A 17,257-nucleotide genomic window follows, 5' to 3' on the forward strand; every position below is an offset into this window, starting at 1 on the left:
CCTCGGGTGAAGAAGGGCGGCTCCGCGCACCGCGTCTACAGCGTCGTGGTCTTCGTGATCCTGGCGTCGCTGGACAACGTGGCGATCGGCCTGGTGCCGCCGCTGTACGGCAGCATCGGCGACGACTTCGGCGTCACCGAGGGCCACATCGCGCTGGCCACCACGATCATGTTCCTGATCAGCGCGGTGGCGGCGATCGGGTTCGCGTACGCGGGCGACCGCACCGACCGCAAGCCGGTGCTGATCATCGGCACGCTGATCTGGGTCGCCGGCACCGCCTGGTCGGGCCTGGCCGGCGGCTATCCGTCGTTCCTGCTCGCCCAGGTGGTCGCCGCGTTCGGCCTGGGCGCGGTGGCCTCGGTGAGTTTCGCGGTGGTCAGCGATCTGATCTCGCCGCGCCGCCGGGGCCTGGTGATGAGTTTCTGGGGCCTGTCCCAGGGCGTCGGCACGCTGGCCGGCACGATGGTCGGCGGCCTGCTCGGCGCGGCCAACTGGCGCGAGCCGTTCCTGGTCACCGCGACCGCCGGCGTCGTGGCCACGGCGGCCTACCTGTTGACCTTCAACGTGCCCCGGGGCGACAGCCAGCCCGAACTGGCCGGCGTGGAGTACGACGAACGGATCCATGTCAACGACCTGCCGGTGATCTTGCGCCGGCGCACCAACATCTGGCTGATCCTGCAGGGCGGCACCGCGCAGATCGCATTCGGATCACTGGTCTGGCTGCCGGTGCTGTTCCGGGCCCGGGCCGAGGATCAGGGCTACTCGCCGGCCACCGCGGTGCTGGTGGGCAGCGTGTTCGCCACCCTGTTCCAGCTCGGCGGCGCGATGAGCATCCTGGGCGGCCTGGTCGGCGACCGGCTGCAGCGGCGCACACCTCGGGGCCGGGCGCTGGTCGCCGCGTTCGGGGTGCTGGCCGCCGTGCCGCTCTACATCGTCCTGTTCTTCGTGCCGATGACCATCGACGTGCCGGACGGCGCGGGCTCCGGCGCGGTCATCCGGGGCGTGCTCACCAACGTGGTCACCGACCCCACGGTCGGCTTCTGCCTGATCGTGGCGATATTCGCGCTGATGCTCACGTCGGCCAACTCGCCGAACTGGTTCGCCCTGATCGCCGACGTGAACCCGCCCGAGCACCGCGGCACCGTCTACAGCCTCGGCAACCTGGTCAACGGCTTCGGCCGGGCCGGCGGCAACCTGATGGTGGCCGTGGTGTTCCGGGGGCTGGCCGGTGCGTTCCCGCCGCCACTGAACTACGCGGTGGGCCTGGCCGGTTTCCAGCTGTTCTTCATCCCCACCGGCATCATGTTCTGGCTGGCCAGCAGGACGGTGGCCAAGGATCTGGCCGACACGCACGCCACCCTGCTGGCCGCCGCGTCAGAGAGCCGCCCAGACGGTGACGTCGACCGGGACCCGGCCCTCGGCGTCGAGCGGCTCGCTCGTGAGCAGGACCCGAGCCCCGGCCGGTAGCGGCACCGGATCCGCGCCGAAGTTGGTCAGCACCAGCACGTCGCCGCTGCGAAACGCCAGCACGTCGTCCGGCGCGTCCTGCCAGGCCGGCGCGCCGCCGCTGCCCAGGCCGTGCTCCCGGCGCAGCCGCAGTGCCGACCGGTAGAGCTCCCAGGTCGAGCCGCGCACCCCCTGCTGGCGGTCCAGCGCATACTCGGCCCAGACGGCCGGCTGGGGCAGCCAGCTGGCGTCGGTCGGGCCGAAGCCGTACGAGGGCGCGTCCGCCTCCCACGGGATCGGCACCCGGCAGCCGTCCCGGCCGCGCTCGGCGTGCCCGGAGCGGTGCCAGGCCGGGTCCTGCCGCACGTCGTCCGGCATCGTGGTGTGCTCCGGCAGGCCCAGCTCCTCGCCCTGGTACAGGTAGGCCGAGCCGGGCAGCGCGAGCATCTGGAGGGTGGCTGCCCGAGCCCGGCGCAGGCCCAGACCGGTGTCCGGCTGCGGGTCGCCGGCGCCGATGCCGGGCATCCGGGCGGTGCCCACCGGAAAGCCGAGCCGGGTCGCGTGCCGCACCACGTCGTGGTTCGACAGCACCCAGGTGGTCGTCGCGCCCACCGCGTCGTTCGCGGCCAGGGTCGTTTCGATCACCTTGCGCAGCGCCGCGGCCGACCACGGCGCGTCCAGGTATTCGAAGTTGAACGCCTGATGCATCTCGTCCGGCCGCACGTACCGGGCCAGCCGCTCGGCCGGTTGCACCCAGGCCTCGGCCACCAGGATCCGGCCGCCGGGATATTCGTCGAGCACCCGGCGCCACTCCCGGTAGATCTCGTGCACGCCCTCCTGGTCCCACATCGGCGGCGGCGGGCCGACCGGCTCGAGGCCGCCCAGGATCGCGCTCGGCGTGGTCCAGTCGGCCAGGGTCTCCTCCTTGACCAGGCCGTGCGCCACGTCCACCCGGAAACCGTCCACGCCGCGGTCGAGCCAGAACCGCAGGATCGACACGAACTCCTCGCGGACCCCCGGGTTGCTCCAGTTGAGGTCGGGCTGGGTGACGTCGAACAGGTGCAGGTACCACTGCCCGTCCGGCGTGCGCTCCCAGGCGCTGCCGCCGAAGACGCTGGTCCACGAGTTGGGCGGCTCGGCGCCGTCCGGGCCCTTGCCGTCGCGGAAGATGTAGCGCTCGCGCTCCGGGCTGCCCGGCGCCGCGGTCAGCGCCGCCTGGAACCAGGCGTGCTCGCTGGAGGTGTGGTTGGGCACCAGGTCGACGATGAACCGCAGGCCCAGGTTGTGCGCCTCGGCGATCAGCTTGTCGGCGTCGCCGAGGTCACCGAAGCGCGGGTCGACCGAGCGGTAGTCGGCCACGTCGTAGCCCGCGTCGCGCTGGGGCGACGGATAGAACGGGGAGAGCCACACGGCGTCGACGCCGAGCTCGGCCAGGACGGGCAGGCGCCCGGTGATGCCGGGCAGGTCACCCATGCCGTCGCCGTCGGCATCGGCGAACGAGCGGGGGTACACCTGGTAGATGACGGCGTTGCGCCACCAGTCGTTGGGCATGAATCCCAGGCTATCCGTCGAGGATGGCGGCAAATCGCTCCTCGGCCAGGTCGAGCTGATCGAGGATGTGGTCCTTGGCCTCGATGGACAGTGGCGTGTCCGGGCGTCCGACCAGCTCACGCAGCTTGGGCACGAGCGGGCGGTACTTGGTGGCGGACGAGAGCGCCTTCTCCGGCGTGGTGTGCACCACGCCCACGCCGTTGTCGGTGAAGTCGGACACCTTGATGACCCGGGCCCACGGGTCGCGCTCCAGGCTGGCCGTTACGTGCTCGCGGTACTGCTCGTGGCGGTCGCGGTCCGGGTCGTACTCCGGGTTGGTGACCGACCGGACCAGTTCGGCCACCCGCGAGTTGTAGCGCAGCGCCAGCACCGCGATGGCCGCCTCGGTGAGCTCGGTATGTGAGCCCTGCTCGAGCCCGCTCAGTTCCTCGGGGTGGTCCTCGACGGCGTCGTGCAGCAGCGCCGCCACGATCACGTCGACGTCGTGCACCCGGTAGTAGCGGATGATCCGGATAGCGACCCGGAGCAGGTGGTTCAGGTATGGCTCGCGGACCCGCCGGTCGTCGGCGTGCAGCTTGGCGGCCAGGTCGAGGGCGTCGGTCAGCTGCGTCTGCTCGCCCGGCGGGAACTGCTCCAGCTCCATCAGGAACCGGTCGCGCAGACCTGCCTCCCCGTACACCTCGGTGATCGCGTGCAGTGGCATCGACAGCAGCATCCGTGGCGCCATGCCAGGAAGGTATCGGACCCCGCTACCAAAACGGTATCGATCAGCTGTTTGAGGTGGACCGAAGGGGGACCGGACGCGGCGACGGGCGTCGCCCGGTAGCGGGCATCGAGGCCTGCTTGAGTGACCACGGATTGCTGCTGCCGGCGTGCGCACCGCGCCGGGGCGTACCGGCTCCGTCGGTGAACTCCTCCTCGGTCATCGCCTGGAGCGCGCTGAGCGCCACCCCCACGATGGTGGCCGCGGTGATCAGCGTGATCGGGACGATCATGGTGAGCGGCCGGATGCCGTGCACGTCGTCGAGCCCGGCCGGCGTCAGGTGCACCGACATGGCCGCCATCCCGGTGTAGTGCATGCCGCACACCGCGATCGCCATGATCGCCGCGGCGCCGCTGATCCGGGCCCAGCCGCGCACCGAGATGGCGAACCAGTGCGCGACCGAGGCCGCCACGATCGCGATGACGCCCGAGGCGATCACCAGCGCCGTGTCGTACCGCATCTCGCCGGCCACGCTCATCCCGGCCATGCCGGTGTAGTGCATGCCGATCACCCCGATGCCGGTCAGCGCGCCGGCCGCGACCACCTTCGGCACGCTGCGCCGGCCGTGTCCCACGATCAGCAGGCCTAGCCCGACCGCCAGCACGGCACAGGCGAGACTCGCCAGGGTCAGCGCGATGTCGAACCGCACCGGGCTGGCCGGCACCTCGAAGCCGAGCATTGCGGCGAAGTGCATCAGCCAGATGGCGCCGCCGCCGATCGCGAAGGCCGCGATCCCCAGCCACCGGTTGCGCCGGCTGCGGTTGCGGGCGTCCCGGGCCCGCGCGGTGCACAGCAGGCCGAAGAACGACCCCATGAAGGCGAGCAGGTACGCGGCGATCGGGTTGAAGATCCCGTAAGTGAAGTGATGGACCTCGGTCACGCAGTGATTTAGGTCTACCTGCCGCGCCGGGCGTCGCACCGCCTGTGCGGGCCACCCGCAAGAGACAGCGAACCGGGACCACCAGCTTCGGTGATCCCGGTTCGTGGTTCGGAGGCTTGTAAACGCGGGGGAGGGAGTGCCTTATCTCAGGTGAAGATGCTGACGCCGCCCGGCCCGACCAGCAGGCCCACGATGATCAGCACAATTCCCCAGATAAGCTGCCGCCGGAACAGCGCGAGGATGCCGGCGACCACCAAGATGACTGCGAGGATCCAGAGGAGTACGTCCATGCTGACCGGATACCCGAACCCGCGAAATCAGAAACCACTTAACTTGCCACGAGTTCCAGATCGACCTGGTCGGAAAGTAGCTGGTAGACGTTGTACGCCTGCTTGATCACCGGGTGCGCCACGTTGCGCACCGGCACCCCGCCCGGGGTGCGGCCGCGCTCCGAGCCGTGGTGCGCGTGCCCGTGCAGGGCCAGCGACGTCGGCGCCGAGTCGATCGCCCGGCCCAACTGGTAGCAGCCGAGGAACGCATAGATCTCCAGCGGCTCGCCGACCAGCGTCTCCGGCACCGGGGCGTAGTGGGTGAGCGCCACCAGCGCGTCCGCACGCACCGACTGCAGCGCCGCGGCCAGCCGGTCCGCGATCGCCTCGGTCGTACCCACGAAGTCCTTCATCTCGCGTTCGCCGAAGTTGCTGGCGCAGGCACCGGCGAACCCGCCGCCGAAGCCCTTCACGCCGACGATGCCGAGCCGCTGCCCGCGGATTTCCAGCACCGTCGCGTCACCCTCCAGCACGGTGATGCCGGACTCGGTCAGTACCTCGGTCACCTGGGCCTGCTGGTCGCTCTGGTGGTCGTGGTTGCCGAGCACCACGACCACCGGCACGCCCAGACCGCCGAACTCGGTGGCGAAGCAGCGCGCCTCGTCGACCGTGCCGTGGCGGGTCAGATCTCCGGCCACCAGCAGCGCGTCGGCCCGGTCCGGCAGTTGCTCGAGGGCGGGGCGGAACCGGCCCAGCACGTCCTTGTCGACGTGCACGTCGCCCACGGCGGCGATGCGGATCATGAAATTTCCTCCACCTCGGTGGGCGCCTGGGCCCGGGTGATGCCGATGTCGCAGGTGATTTCCACGTCCGGGAAGTGCTCGGTGATCTGCCGGCAGATCTCGTCGCGGCGCTGGGCGCTCTCCACCTCACCGCCGAGCACGAGCATGTGCTCCCGGCGCTGCACGGTGATGCCCAGTTCGGCGATCCGGCCGTCGGTGAGCAGGCGCTGCACCTCGGCCTCCAGGTATTCGTCGAGTTGGGTGCTCATCTCATCCCCCTACCCCTAGCGGCTCGCCCCCCGGAAAGGGGACGACGTCCAAGCGATCGAGCAACATCAAAAAGGCTTCGGCGTACGGCGACTTGCTGGTCTCCCGCCGGACGCGTTCCCAGTCGATCTGCTCGCGCAGCGACCGGGCCACCGGGAAGCCGGTGGCGAAGTCGCAGTAGTGCTGGCTGTAGCTGAGCAGCTTGTGCACCATCAGCTGGGTGGCCGAGATGACCGGCATACTGATCGCCTCGACCGAGATCAGCTCGGTGTCCTTGAGGGTCTCGTCGGTCACCGGCGACTCCACCGGGCGGTAGATGAGGTCCACCATCCGGCCCTCGTCGTAGACCTTGACCAGCCAGTCCTCCGGCGGCTGTTCGGTCCGGAATCCGACCGCGGCCAGCGCCCGCAGCGCCTCGTCCTTGTCCTGCTCCCGGAGCAGGAAGTCGACGTCGTGGTCGCTCGAGTGACCGCCGTGTGCGTACACCGCGAAACTGCCGCCCAGCGCGAACGGGATGTCCGCCGTCTTCAGGGTGGAGGCCACCCGTTTGAGCGTGATGGCCAGGCCGGCGTCCACCTGATGCGGCATGAGGCTCTCCCTGTCGACATGTGTGGTCCGTGCCGGTAATCCGTACCCCGAGCTGCCTCCCCTTGAACCCACGCTGCTCAACCCCATTTTGGTACGCCGGGGGCCCGGTCGCCGGTGAAACGAGTTGGGCGGGCCGGATACCGTTGGTGTACATGACTCGGTCCCGGCAACTACGAACGATCGCGCTCGTCGGCATCGACGGCTCGGGCAAGACCACGCAGGCACATCGCCTCGCGGACGAGCTCGCGGCTCAGGGTGTGCGCGCGGCGTACCGGCGCAACGCCGGTGGGCGGCACTGGTTCGGCCGCCTCGCCAACCGGCTGGGCCGCCAGGACGCCGAGGAATTGCTGGGCCGCCGCACCATGCTGGTGATCGAGTCGGTGCTGCGCTGGCTGGCCATCCTGCGCTCGCTGCTGCGCCGCCGGCTCACCGGCGAGATCGCGGTGATGGACCGGTACGCCTTCTGCCAGTACGCGAGCATGCGGGCCCGCGCGGCCGGCCCCGCCGCCGAACGCCGCGCGCGCCTGGCCTACCGCCTGTTCCCGCGCCCCGACATCACCTTCCTGCTCGACGTGGACCCGCAGGTCGCCCACGAGCGGGTCGAGGTCCGCGGCTACGACCACGAGCCCACCGAGTACCTGAAGGTGGCCGCGGCGGCCTACCGCTCCCTGCCCGAGTACGCCGATTTCGTGGTGATCGACGCCAACGGCACCCCCGACGAGGTGGCCGCGGCCATCCGCGCCCGGCTGCCCCTGGCCGCCGGTGACCCGCCCGCCCGCAACCCGGCGCGCACCCTGCTGGTGGCCGGCGGCTCGTTGCTGGCCCTGATGACCGCCCTCGGCTACCAGCTGGCCGACTCGTTCTAGCTCTGCCCGTATACCGGGACCTGCGCGCCGGTCGTCGGTGCGGAGGCGTCCGACGCGAGAAAGAGGATCACCGGCGCGATCTGTTGCGGCGCCACCCACGACTGCACGTCCGCGTCCGGCATGGCGGCCCGGTTCGCCGGTGTGTCGATCACGCCGGGCAGCACCGTGTTGCAGCGCACGTTCTTACGCCGGTATTCGACCGCCACCGCGCCGGCGAACGCCAGCACCCCCGCCTTGGCCGTCACGTATCCGGCCGCCCCGGGGAACGGCGCCACCGCGGCCCGCGAGGACACGCAGACCACCGCGCCACCGCCGGCCGCCACGAGGTGCGGCAGGGCCGCCGCGGTGACCAGATAGGTGGGCCGCAGATTGACCGTCAGCATCCGCTCGAAGTCCTCGAGGGGCGTGTCGGCGACCGAACCGCCACCGGCGTACCCACCGGCCAGGTTGACCACCGCGCGCAGCGGAGCCTCCGGTTCGCCGGCCGCCACGTCAACGGCCGCCGTGACGTCCGCCACCACCTCCAGGTCGGCTTCCACCACGACGGCACCCGCCGCCGGACTCGTGCCGCGACCCGGCCGGACCGGCGTCACCACCCGCCAACCCTCGGCCAGGAACGCGGCCACCGCGGCGGTGCCCAGACCGCCCGCGCCGCCGGTGATCAGTGCCGTGCGCCCGTTCTGCATGCGCACCATGCTGCCCCGTCCCCCCGGTGCCCCGGTGTGTCTTTGCTCACTCCCGTCACCGGATGACGGAGCGTCTGCGAACAGTTACCAAGAGGGCCGTCACCTGCTCGGGCGTCACCCGCACGGGCGAGTGAAGTGCGGGACGATGTGGCGCATTGTGGCAGGTGGTCCCGTTCGGCAAGAGCATCGGGATCTTTTTGCTGTGGTTTTGTTTCAAGCCACGCGCAAAGCCGTCGATGCTGCACGTGAACCCGGGAAGCCGGACGGCCGTACTGGGTAGTGACGAGCGTCCCAAGGTCAGTGGTGATGCCCGTCGCTGCGACGGATGAAGGGCCGATGGTGTCATTGAGGCGAAGCCGGGTATGCGTGCAGTGGCACGCGACCGACGGCGGCTGCGGCGCGGGAATGCCGTACCGGGAGCCCTCCTCAGGAACATCGCACGCGGCTCTCAGCTATCACCCAGGCATTCGTGACACTTTCGACCCACCAGCCGGAATCAGTGCACGCCGCAATTTGTTGTGTAAGTGCCAGTAACCGCAATGTGCGACTGCGGACGTTACGGGGAGGAACTGATGGACACAGGGTTTGCCCGTAACGGGGTAAGTAGTGAAGGCAGCAATGAGGGGACCGTGGGCAACGTGGAGAAGAGCACCGTGATGCGGACCGATCAAGTCGCCGAGGAGCGCGACCTGGTCGGCGTTTACCTGCACGAGATCTCCCGGACGCCGTTGTTGGACGCAGCCCAGGAGGTTGATCTCTCCAAGGCTATCGAGGCGGGCCTCTATGCCGAGTTCCTGCTCGATGAGGGCGAGGTTCCGCGCGGCGTGAGCCGGGAGGAACTGGAGCGCCTGGTCCACGAGGGCCACCGGGCCAAGGACCTGTTCATCCGCGCCAATCTGCGACTGGTCGTGTCGATCGCCCGGCGTTACGTCCGCTCGGGCATGCCGATGCTTGACCTGATCCAGGAGGGCAACACCGGCCTGGTCCGCGCCGTGGAAAAGTTCGACTACGAGCGCGGCTACAAGTTCTCGACGTACGCGACCTGGTGGGTGCGGCAGGCGATCAGCCGGGCCATCGCTCAGCAGGAGCGCACCGTGCGACTGCCGGTGCACCTGGTCGAGGACGTCAACCGGATGCGCAACGTGACCCGTCAGCTGGTCCGCGAGCTGGGCGCCGACCCGGAGCCCGAGCAGATCGCGGCGGCTCTCGGCGTGACCGTCGAGCGGGTCAACGAGCTCACCCGGTGGGCGCAGGACACGGTCTCGCTGGACACGCCGGTGGGCGACGACGGCGACACCAACCTCGGCGACCTGGTGGCCGACAGCGACGCTCCCTCGCCCGAGGAGATCGTGCTGACCGCCCTCGAACGGCAGCGGATCGAGGGACTGCTCAACCACCTCGACGACCGGTCGGCCGGCATCATGCGGGCCCGGTACGGCCTCGAGGACGGCCGGGAGCACTCGCTCACCGAGGTGGCGTCGCGGTTCTCGCTGAGCCGCGAGCGGATCCGTCAGCTCGAGATCCAGGCGCTCGGCCGGCTGCGTGAGCTGGCCCGGGCCGAGGGCCTGCAGGCCGCCTGATTCCCTTCTCTCCCCCCGTCACGACAGACAAAGGGCCGGTACCCCGAGGGGTACCGGCCTCTTCACGTGCTGGGAGTTACTTGACCCGGCCGTAGCCGTACGGGGTCATGACGTTCATCGACCGCTTCTTGACCGGCTCGCCCTCCCGGGACGCGTCGATGATCATGCCGCCGCCGACGTACAGGCCGACGTGGCCCAGGCTGCGGTAGAACACCAGGTCGCCCGGCTTGAGCTGAGCCTTCGTGATGCGCGCGGTGGCGCTGTACTGCGCGGCCGCGTTGTGCGGCAGCGACTTGCCGGCGGCCTTCCAGGCGGCCGAGGTCAGCCCGGAGCAGTCGTACGTGTTCGGGCCGGAGTCGCCGTAGCCGTAGTAGGCCGGCTTGTTGGCCGCCGCGTACGCGTAGTCGACCGCGACGCCGGCCGAGCCGGAGATGCTCGGCGCCTTGCCGGCCGCGCCGGACGAGGCCGACTCGGTGGGGCTGCCGTACGCCTGGGTCCGCAGCGCGCGGAGCTTCTTGATGTCCGCCTCGATCTTCTTCTTCCGAGCCTCGAGCTCCTTGAGCTGAGCCGCCTGCTTGTCCTGTGTGACCTTCAGGGCGGCCTGCCGGTCGGCGAAGGTCTCGGTGGTCTCGGTGAAGGTGTTGATGTCGCGCTGGTTGGCCCGGGTGATCTGGTCGAGGTAGCTCATCCGGTCGATGAGGCTGTCCCGCTCGCCGCCGAGCACGGCCGACACCGGGCCGACGCGGCCCTGCTTGTAGGTCGTGGCGGCGATCGTGTCGACCTGCGCGCTGGCGACCAGGAGCTGGGCCTTGGCGGGCGCCAGGGAGGCCTGCAGCTTCTTCTGGTCGGCGGCGGTCTTGGCGATGTCGAGGCGGAGCTTGTTGAACGACTCGGTGATGTCCTCGAGCTTGTTCGACTCGGTCTCGATCTGCTTGTTCAGCTCGCTCTCGGACGGAGCCGCATGTGCCGCGGGCGCGAGGGAGCCGAGGAGGGCGAGCGCCATGGTCGCGACCGCGAGGGACCGAAGCCTCGTTCGGGGGTGTGGCACCGGTTGCTGGCCTTTCTTCCGCTCGGCCGCCTACCGGGTCAGCTGACGCCCGGGTCTCAGCGGATCTCGGGCTGGAAGAAAGCCCTACCGCACGGTTCCCCGGTTCGATCGCGACGACCCGTCACGCCCGGGGGTTGAGCGCGCTGGCCGCCGTGCCGATTCGGCGGCGTTGGCCGGCGCCATCGAGGGTTGTGGCTGCGGACCGGACCAACCGCATTAACCTATCGGCGCTCAAAACAAAATCAAGGGCTCACAGAGTTATTTAAGGCAAACGTCTGGTATGCGGGATTAATCCCGATAACTCATTGTCATTTCGCCGAAACGCCGCGTCAGTCAACCGCTCAAATTGGACTTTTCGCCAGTGCGCTCGTCGATGCCCAGTCCCGGGTCACCTTACGCTCGACCCAGAAGGAAAGGAACGGGATCGTGCCGGCGAGCATGACCAGGATCATCCGCTGAAAGGGCCAGTTCCGTCGGCGGGAAAGGTCGAAGGTAGCGACCAGATAGACCATGAACAGGAAGCCGTGTGCCGGTCCGACCGCGGCCACCACGGTGTCGTTGCCGGCCAGGTACTTCAGCGGCATGCCGACCACCACGAGCGCGATCAGGCACAGGCCGACGATCCACGCGATGATCCGGTAGCGGGTGACAGCGTCCTGCACGGTGCACGTCCTATTTCTCGGTGAATCCCGGGTAGTCGACGGGGCGGGCCGCGGGGTGGGCGGCCAGCCAGGCCAGGTAGTGGTTGTAGGCGGCCAGGTCGGCGTCGTCCTCGGCGGGCACGGCCCGGGTCGCGACCCGGACCGGGCGGCGGACCTTGACCGGTGCGCCGGACTCCTCGGCCGGTGCGTTCTCGGCTGGTGCTTTCTGGGGCTGCGGTTTGCCGCCGTGGCGCGCCAGTTGCACCTCGCGCCACCAGAGGAAGGCGACGAAGCCCGCGAAGACCGGCCACTCCAGGGTGTAGCCCCAGCTGATGGCGTTGCCACCGGCCGCGCGGCCGAGCTGCCACCAGCCCATGCCGAGGCAGAAGGCGACCCCCGCGAGGGCCAGGACGTGCCGGGCGATCCACGCCGGAGTCCACAGGCCTTTCATGTCCCCGAGCGTACCGGCGCGGGTTTGGCGGCTGCCGCCACGGGCAAGCCTTGTGCAGCTGACCCAACGACCGGAGGTGCACCGATGTCCGAGCAGATGGTCTCCGATACGGGCGTGGACCCCGCCGTCCTCCCCGATGACGATCTGTTCCGCGAACTCGCCAGTCTCTACCGCGCCCGGCTCGCCACGCTGCGGCACGGCCCGGACGCCGCGCTGGCCAACCATTTCCGGCGCACGGCCGAACTGGAGACCGAGTACATGACCCGCAACCCGGGCCGGGAGATCGATCCGTCCCGCCTCACCCAGGACTTCTGACCCGCCGACCCGGAGGCCCCGCATGCCCGCGACCCTGCGCGCCCGACTGGCGCGTATCGGTGAGGCGTACGCGCCACACGACCACCGTCCGCTCGACGGCTACCTGGTGGCGATGGGCGCGTTCGGCGCGCTGGCCGCGAGTCTGGCCACCGCCGGCAAGCTGGTCGGCCAGGTGCCGAACCGGCCGGCCGCCGGTGACGTGGTGCTGCTCTCCGTCGCCACCCACAAGCTCAGCCGGATGCTCGCCAAGGACTCGGTGACCAGCCCGTTGCGGGCGCCGTTCACCCGCTACACCGAGCCGGCCGGCGCGGCCGAGCTGAACGAGGAGGTCCGCGATCAGGCCAGCACCGTCCGGCACGGCATCGGAGAACTGGTCACCTGCCCGTTCTGCCTGGCGGTGTGGGTGGCCACCGGGCTGACCGGCGGCCTGGTGCTGGCACCCCGGCTGACCCGGCTGGTGGCGGCCACGCTGACCGCGACCGCGGCCTCGGACTTCCTCCAGCTGTTCTACGACATGGCCAAGAAGGCCGCCGAGGACGACTAGGGCGGCCCGGCAGGCGCTGTGGCCGGCGTCACATCGGCTAACGGAATCGTGGTCGGTGGCCGACGGTTGAGAACGGATGTCGGTGTGTTCAGTGTCCCCGGGCCTCACCATATTGCCTGCACGGAATACCGTTCGGCTGGAGCCGTGTTGAGCCACTCGCCGCGAGGCGACATGCACACCGACATCTGCGTTCGCCGCCCCCGGGTCCCGACCCGGGGGCGGCGTCGTGTTTCAGTGCCCTTCCCGGTTTCAGTGCCCTTCCCGGCCGGGTACGTGATCACCATGACCGATGACCGGATCGAGCAGCGCGCCGCTGACCTGCTGCCCGAGGAGCGTGCGGCCGGTGGCAGCGCCGACCCGCACGCGCAGGCCGAGGCCATCCTGGCCGAGTCGGACCAGCGCGAGGACGACCCCGGCGCTGCGCCCGACTCGTTCCTGGAACGGCGCACCTCGGACCAGACCGTCACGCCGGGCGAAACCACCCGGTAGAGGCATCAAACTTCCGTGTCGGTCAATGGTCATGGCAGGATGCCCCGCGTGCCTGCCCCGAACAGCCGGGTTTCGACCCATCGCCGTGGGCCTCGCCTGCTCTCGTTACGCCCGCGCCGCCGGGCCGCCGAGCCGGTCGGCCCGCACGCCGTCGAGCTGGCCGGGCTGCTGCACGAGTTGTCGGTGCGGCTGCTCGGCGCCGACGACTCCGCGGCCGCGGTGGACCGGCTGGCCGGCTTCGTGGCCGAGTCGGTGCGAGGTGCGGTCCGCTGCTCGGTCGCGCTGATCGGCGAGGGCGGCCCGCTCACCCGCGCCGGTCACGGCCCGGCGGGAGAGAGCTGCGACGAGGTCCAGTACGCGACCGGCACCGGCCCCGCGCTCGAGGCGGCCCGCACGCGCGCACTGGTGATCGTGCCGGACCTGGCCGCCGACCCGCGCTGGCCGGCGCTGGCCGACCCGGCCCGTGCCGACGGGGTGCGCGCGGTGGTGGCCATCCCGCTGGACGTGCCGCGGGCCGAGGTGGGCGCGGTGAGCCTCTATCTCGAGCGCGCCGGCGAGCCCGGCCCCGATCTGCTGCTGACCGCGATGGCGCTGGTCAACCAGTCCGAGGTGCTGCTGGGCGAACTGCGCCGCCGCGAGACGCAGAGCGTGGACGCCACCGTCGACCGCGCGGTCGGCGTGATCATCGCCCAGCGCGGCTGCGGGGTCCGCGAGGCCTACGACGTCCTCGGCGAGACCGCCCAGCGCCTCGGCCTGGATCGCCGCGCGGTCGCCGACCGCCTCATCACTGTGGCCGCCCGCAACGCCTGATCAGACCTCCCCGCCGGATATTTCGGGTATGTCCGGCATGGGCGAGCGGCGGGCGCTGGGGCCGGTGGCCTGGGTGCTGAGGGCTTAGCTGGTGGGCTTTTCGGCGTGCTGGATCACCTCGAACTCGAGCAGGGAGGCGCCGCTGGCTACCGGGCGGCTGCGTTCGCCGGCGTGGGCGGCGCGGCCGCTGCCGGTGGACCACGCCTGGAACGCCTCCTCGGACTCCCAGCGGGTGTAGACGAAGTAGCGGGTTTCGCCGGCCACCGGGCGCAGCAGCTCGAAGGCCAGGAAGCCGGGCGCGTTCTCGACGGCGCCCTGCCGGGCGGCGAAGCGCTTCTCGAGTTCGGGGCCGGCGCCCTCGGGTACGTCAATTGCGTTGATCTTCACGACTGCCATGACGGCAACGCTACTTCTTGCCGTCCTTGCCGGCCGGTACCGGCTCCTCGTCGAGCGGGCCGGCGCCCACCTCGCCGGGGACGCCGTTGCTGTGCTCGGCGGCCAGCAGGTCGGCCTCGCGCTGCTGCTGGGCCGAGCGCTCGGCCAGCGGGATCTCGGGCAGGAAGAAGACCACCACGAGGCCGACCAGCATGATCGCGAGGGCGATCAGGAAGACCACGGTGATGCCGTCCGCGAAGCCGACCTTGAACGGGTGGGCCAGCACGTCGGTGAGGCGGTTGATCCAGGAGGTGTCGCTCAGGTCGCCGCCGCCGCTGGTGGCCTGCTGGAGCATCTGGGCCTGGTCGGGGTGGGCCTGGATGGCCGACTGGAACTCCGGGGTGGCCGAGGCGGTGCTGAACGCGTCCCGGATCTTGCCGGGCAGCACGTTGAACAGCACCGACAGGAACACGGCGGTGCCGAGCGTACCGCCCATGGAGCGGAAGAAAGTCGCCGAGCTGGTGGCCACCCCGATCTCTCGCGGTGACACCGCGTTCTGCACCGCGGTGATCATCGGCTGCATGTTGCTGCCCAGGCCGAGGCCCATCACCACCATGATCAGCATGGTCTTCCAGAGCGGGGTGTCGGCGCCGATCAGCGCGAACAGGCCGAGCGCGAGCACCATCAGGGTGCTGCCCACGATCGGGAAGATGCGGTAGCGGCCGGTACGGGCGATCAGCTGGCCGGAGACGATCGAGCCGGCCATGATGCCGACCACGAACGGGATCATCTGGAGGCCCGCCATGGTGGCCGAGGAGCCCTTGACGATCTGCAGGTAGAGCGGGACGGTCATCAGCCCGCCGAACATCGCCATGCCGAGGATCGAGCTGGAGACGGCGCCGACCGCGACCGTGCGGTTGCCGAACAGCCGCAGCGGCAGCAGTGCCTCCTCCTTGTACGCCCGCTCGGCCAGCACGAACCCGATCAGGCCGACCACGCCGATGACGTAGCAGAGGATCGACCGGCCGGAGCCCCAGCCCCAGTCGCGGCCCTGCTCGGCGACGGTCAGCAGCGGCACCAGGCCGACGATCAGGGTGATCGCGCCGGGCCAGTCTATGCGGTGGTTGACCCGGTGGTGCGGCAGGTGCAGCACCTTGGCCACGACCGCCATGGCCGCGATGCCGATCGGCACGTTCAGGTAGAAGACCCAGCGCCAGCCGTCCACCCACAGGATCTTGTCGGCGCCGGCGAAGAAGCCGCCGAGGATCGGGCCGAGGACGCTCGCGGTGCCGAAGACGGCCAGGAAGAAGCCCTGATAGCGGGCCCGCTGCCGGGGCGGCACGATGTCGCCGATGATGGCCAGCGCGAGCGACATCAGGCCGCCGGCGCCGATGCCCTGGATGGCCCGGTACGCGGCCAGCTCGTACATGTTCTGGGAGAGGCCGCACAGCATCGAGCCGACGATGAAGATGCCGATCGCGAACAGGAAGAACGGCCGCCGCCCGTAGATGTCGGAGAGCTTGCCGTAGAGCGGCGTGGAGATCGTCGACGTGATCAGGAACGCCGTGGTGGCCCAGGCCTGCAGGTCGAACCCGTGCAGGTCGTCGGCGATCGTCCGGGTCGCGGTGGCCATGATGGTCTGGTCGAGCGCGGCCAGGAACATGCCCATCATCAGGCCGCCGAGGACCGTGAGGATCTGCCGGTGGGTGAAGTCCGCGGACGGCGTCTTTGCGGTGGTGCTCACGCGTTCTCCCGAGGTGTCGCGGCGACCGGGGCACGCAGGCGCGTCTCGACCGCATTGTTGAAATCGGCGAAGAGGCCGACGAAGGCGTCGACCCGATCGGCCGGCCAGTCGCTCAGCACGTCGGCCAGCAGCGCCTCGCGGGCGTCGTGCAGCCGCGCGCAGGCGGCCAGCCCGGCCTCGGTGACGGCGAGGCGGGAGGCGCGCCCGTCCTCCGGGTCGGCCTCGCGGCGGGCCAGGCCGGCCTTGACCAGCTGGGCGGCCTGCCGGCTGACCGTGGACGGGTCGGCCTGCTTGATCTCGGCCAGGTCGGTCACTCGCATCGGTCCGTGGAACCGCAGCGGGAACAGCAGCATCAACGCGGAGAACTCCGCACCCAGATCTCCGGCATGCACACTGAGCATGCCCTTGGCGCGCGCGCCGAGCCGGACGAACCGCATAAGTTCCTCGGCCAGGCGGGCCGATCCGCTCTGCTGCTGCACGTGCCTGCTCCCGGCGTCGCTGGTTAGATGCGTGTAGCGTACAAGTATTTGCACGATGAAAATAACCCACCCCGGGTGACGCTCACCGCATCCGCCAGACGCCGGTGACCAGCGTCTCGGTCTCCTCCAGTGCGGCGGGCACGGGCACGGCGTATTCCGCCACGCGGTCGAAGAGCCGGTCCGGGAAATACCCCCGGCCGGGGTCGCCAACCAGCACCTCGGCGGAATTCCGGCGATACCGGCGGAGGATTTCCGACATCCGCGGCGCGACCGTGGGGCTGTAGAAGACGTCGCCGGCCAGGACCAGGTCGGGGGCGTCCGGCTCGCCGCCGAGCGTGACCCGGTTGGCCGCCGCGTTACGGTGCGCCGCCGCGACCGCGGCCGGATCGATGTCGGTGACGCCCACCTCGGCGGCGCCGGCCCGGCACGCGGCGATCGCCGCCACGCCCGAGCCGGTGGCGAGATCGAGCACCCGGCGGCCGGCCACCGTCCGCGGATGGTCTAGCAGGTAACGGGCCAGGGCCTGACCGCCGGCCCAGGCGAAGGCCCAGAACGGGGGTGGCTCGTCGCTGCGGAACTCGCCGCCGCTCAGTTCGAACAGGCCGACCGGCCCGTCGACCAGGTGGAGCGAGATCTCCGGGGCCAGCGGCACCGGCAGCAGCGCGGTCGGGAACGGCACCCGG

At 70.4% G+C, this 17,257-nt stretch carries 22 protein-coding genes; 7 read left to right on the forward strand and 15 right to left on the reverse strand.

Annotated features, from left to right (window positions below):
- Positions 1 to 6 precede the first annotated feature (6 nt).
- Positions 7 to 1,467 carry an MFS transporter gene (locus Ari01nite_RS38685; protein WP_203787993.1) on the forward strand — a complete coding sequence of 487 codons (1,461 nt, stop codon included), beginning with the start codon at positions 7 to 9 and terminating at the stop codon, positions 1,465 to 1,467.
- Here the strand turns inward: Ari01nite_RS38685 and Ari01nite_RS38690 are convergent.
- The 7 genes from Ari01nite_RS38690 to Ari01nite_RS38720 all read right to left on the reverse strand — a co-directional run bounded on the left by Ari01nite_RS38690 (position 1,375) and on the right by Ari01nite_RS38720 (position 6,546).
- Positions 1,375 to 2,997 carry a glycoside hydrolase family 13 protein gene (locus tag Ari01nite_RS38690; RefSeq protein WP_203787995.1) on the reverse strand — a complete coding sequence of 541 codons (1,623 nt, stop codon included), beginning with the start codon at positions 2,995 to 2,997 and terminating at the stop codon, positions 1,375 to 1,377. The genes Ari01nite_RS38685 and Ari01nite_RS38690 overlap by 93 nt on opposite strands.
- Before the next feature lie 10 nt (positions 2,998 to 3,007).
- The gene (locus Ari01nite_RS38695) at positions 3,008 to 3,724 is read right to left on the reverse strand and encodes an HD domain-containing protein (RefSeq protein WP_203787998.1); all 717 of its coding nucleotides are present in this window, start codon (positions 3,722 to 3,724) and stop codon (positions 3,008 to 3,010) included.
- Between the two features lie 40 nt (positions 3,725 to 3,764).
- Positions 3,765 to 4,640: an MHYT domain-containing protein gene (locus Ari01nite_RS38700; RefSeq protein ID WP_203788000.1), complete on the reverse strand. Its 876-nt coding sequence runs from the start codon at positions 4,638 to 4,640 to the stop codon at positions 3,765 to 3,767.
- A 146-nt stretch (positions 4,641 to 4,786) separates the two neighbouring features.
- Positions 4,787 to 4,930, reverse strand: coding sequence for a GPGG-motif small membrane protein (locus Ari01nite_RS38705; RefSeq protein WP_020514625.1), 144 nt, complete (start codon positions 4,928 to 4,930; stop codon positions 4,787 to 4,789).
- A 38-nt stretch (positions 4,931 to 4,968) separates the two neighbouring features.
- The gene (locus Ari01nite_RS38710) at positions 4,969 to 5,712 is read right to left on the reverse strand and encodes a metallophosphoesterase family protein (protein WP_203788002.1); all 744 of its coding nucleotides are present in this window, start codon (positions 5,710 to 5,712) and stop codon (positions 4,969 to 4,971) included.
- Positions 5,709 to 5,960 carry a hypothetical protein gene (locus Ari01nite_RS38715; protein ID WP_203788004.1) on the reverse strand — a complete coding sequence of 84 codons (252 nt, stop codon included), beginning with the start codon at positions 5,958 to 5,960 and terminating at the stop codon, positions 5,709 to 5,711. Before Ari01nite_RS38715 ends, Ari01nite_RS38710 begins: the two co-directional genes overlap by 4 nt.
- Position 5,961: 1 nt before the next feature.
- A complete protein-coding gene (locus Ari01nite_RS38720; protein ID WP_203788006.1) occupies positions 5,962 to 6,546 on the reverse strand; it encodes a nucleotidyltransferase in 585 nt (194 codons plus the stop codon).
- Positions 6,547 to 6,698: 152 nt separating this feature from the next.
- On the opposite strand from Ari01nite_RS38720, the gene Ari01nite_RS38725 reads away from it, so the two are divergent.
- Positions 6,699 to 7,412 (forward strand): dTMP kinase, encoded by a 714-nt coding sequence (locus tag Ari01nite_RS38725; RefSeq protein ID WP_203788008.1) that lies wholly within the window; start codon positions 6,699 to 6,701, stop codon positions 7,410 to 7,412.
- On the opposite strand, the gene Ari01nite_RS38730 is transcribed toward Ari01nite_RS38725, so the two are convergent.
- Positions 7,409 to 8,098: an SDR family NAD(P)-dependent oxidoreductase gene (locus tag Ari01nite_RS38730; protein ID WP_203788010.1), complete on the reverse strand. Its 690-nt coding sequence runs from the start codon at positions 8,096 to 8,098 to the stop codon at positions 7,409 to 7,411. The genes Ari01nite_RS38725 and Ari01nite_RS38730 overlap by 4 nt on opposite strands.
- 572 nt (positions 8,099 to 8,670) lie before the next feature.
- Between Ari01nite_RS38730 and Ari01nite_RS38735 the strand changes: the two genes are divergently transcribed.
- Positions 8,671 to 9,678 (forward strand): sigma-70 family RNA polymerase sigma factor, encoded by a 1,008-nt coding sequence (locus Ari01nite_RS38735; protein ID WP_203788012.1) that lies wholly within the window; start codon positions 8,671 to 8,673, stop codon positions 9,676 to 9,678.
- Positions 9,679 to 9,754: 76 nt separating this feature from the next.
- Here Ari01nite_RS38735 and Ari01nite_RS38740 read toward each other — a convergent pair whose 3' ends face one another.
- The 3 genes from Ari01nite_RS38740 to Ari01nite_RS38750 form a co-directional block, all read right to left on the reverse strand.
- Positions 9,755 to 10,681, reverse strand: coding sequence for a C40 family peptidase (locus Ari01nite_RS38740; RefSeq protein ID WP_203788014.1), 927 nt, complete (start codon positions 10,679 to 10,681; stop codon positions 9,755 to 9,757).
- 386 nt (positions 10,682 to 11,067) lie between these two features.
- On the reverse strand, positions 11,068 to 11,388 hold the full coding sequence (locus Ari01nite_RS38745; RefSeq protein WP_203788016.1) for a DUF3817 domain-containing protein: 321 nt from the start codon (positions 11,386 to 11,388) through the stop codon (positions 11,068 to 11,070).
- Positions 11,389 to 11,398: 10 nt separating this feature from the next.
- Positions 11,399 to 11,818 carry a hypothetical protein gene (locus Ari01nite_RS38750; RefSeq protein ID WP_203788018.1) on the reverse strand — a complete coding sequence of 140 codons (420 nt, stop codon included), beginning with the start codon at positions 11,816 to 11,818 and terminating at the stop codon, positions 11,399 to 11,401.
- 84 nt (positions 11,819 to 11,902) lie between these two features.
- Here Ari01nite_RS38750 and Ari01nite_RS38755 point away from each other — a divergent pair, with 84 nt between their 5' ends.
- The 4 genes from Ari01nite_RS38755 (at position 11,903) to Ari01nite_RS38770 (ending at position 13,976) form a co-directional block, all read left to right on the forward strand.
- A complete protein-coding gene (locus Ari01nite_RS38755; RefSeq protein ID WP_203788020.1) occupies positions 11,903 to 12,133 on the forward strand; it encodes a DUF6158 family protein in 231 nt (76 codons plus the stop codon).
- Between the two features lie 22 nt (positions 12,134 to 12,155).
- Positions 12,156 to 12,677, forward strand: coding sequence for a DUF1360 domain-containing protein (locus Ari01nite_RS38760; RefSeq protein WP_203788022.1), 522 nt, complete (start codon positions 12,156 to 12,158; stop codon positions 12,675 to 12,677).
- A 282-nt stretch (positions 12,678 to 12,959) separates the two neighbouring features.
- Positions 12,960 to 13,166, forward strand: a complete 207-nt coding sequence (locus Ari01nite_RS38765) for a hypothetical protein (protein ID WP_203788024.1) — start codon at positions 12,960 to 12,962, stop codon at positions 13,164 to 13,166.
- Positions 13,167 to 13,205: 39 nt separating this feature from the next.
- Positions 13,206 to 13,976 carry a GAF and ANTAR domain-containing protein gene (locus tag Ari01nite_RS38770; protein WP_203788026.1) on the forward strand — a complete coding sequence of 257 codons (771 nt, stop codon included), beginning with the start codon at positions 13,206 to 13,208 and terminating at the stop codon, positions 13,974 to 13,976.
- 84 nt (positions 13,977 to 14,060) lie between these two features.
- Here the strand turns inward: Ari01nite_RS38770 and Ari01nite_RS38775 are convergent, their stop codons facing one another.
- From Ari01nite_RS38775 to Ari01nite_RS38790, 4 genes are all read right to left on the reverse strand, one after another.
- The gene (locus Ari01nite_RS38775) at positions 14,061 to 14,372 is read right to left on the reverse strand and encodes an antibiotic biosynthesis monooxygenase family protein (protein WP_203788028.1); all 312 of its coding nucleotides are present in this window, start codon (positions 14,370 to 14,372) and stop codon (positions 14,061 to 14,063) included.
- A gap of 10 nt (positions 14,373 to 14,382) precedes the next feature.
- Positions 14,383 to 16,095: an MDR family MFS transporter gene (locus tag Ari01nite_RS38780; RefSeq protein WP_203788030.1), complete on the reverse strand. Its 1,713-nt coding sequence runs from the start codon at positions 16,093 to 16,095 to the stop codon at positions 14,383 to 14,385.
- The gene (locus tag Ari01nite_RS38785; protein ID WP_239163389.1) at positions 16,092 to 16,574 is read right to left on the reverse strand and encodes a MarR family winged helix-turn-helix transcriptional regulator; all 483 of its coding nucleotides are present in this window, start codon (positions 16,572 to 16,574) and stop codon (positions 16,092 to 16,094) included. The genes Ari01nite_RS38780 and Ari01nite_RS38785 overlap by 4 nt, the downstream gene beginning before the upstream one ends.
- An 82-nt stretch (positions 16,575 to 16,656) precedes the next feature.
- The gene (locus tag Ari01nite_RS38790) at positions 16,657 to 17,253 is read right to left on the reverse strand and encodes a class I SAM-dependent methyltransferase (RefSeq protein ID WP_203788032.1); all 597 of its coding nucleotides are present in this window, start codon (positions 17,251 to 17,253) and stop codon (positions 16,657 to 16,659) included.
- Between the last annotated feature and the right edge of the window lie 4 nt (positions 17,254 to 17,257).

Source organism: Paractinoplanes rishiriensis, assembly GCF_016862375.1.
Classification (GTDB): Bacteria; Actinomycetota; Actinomycetes; order Mycobacteriales; family Micromonosporaceae; genus Actinoplanes; species Actinoplanes rishiriensis.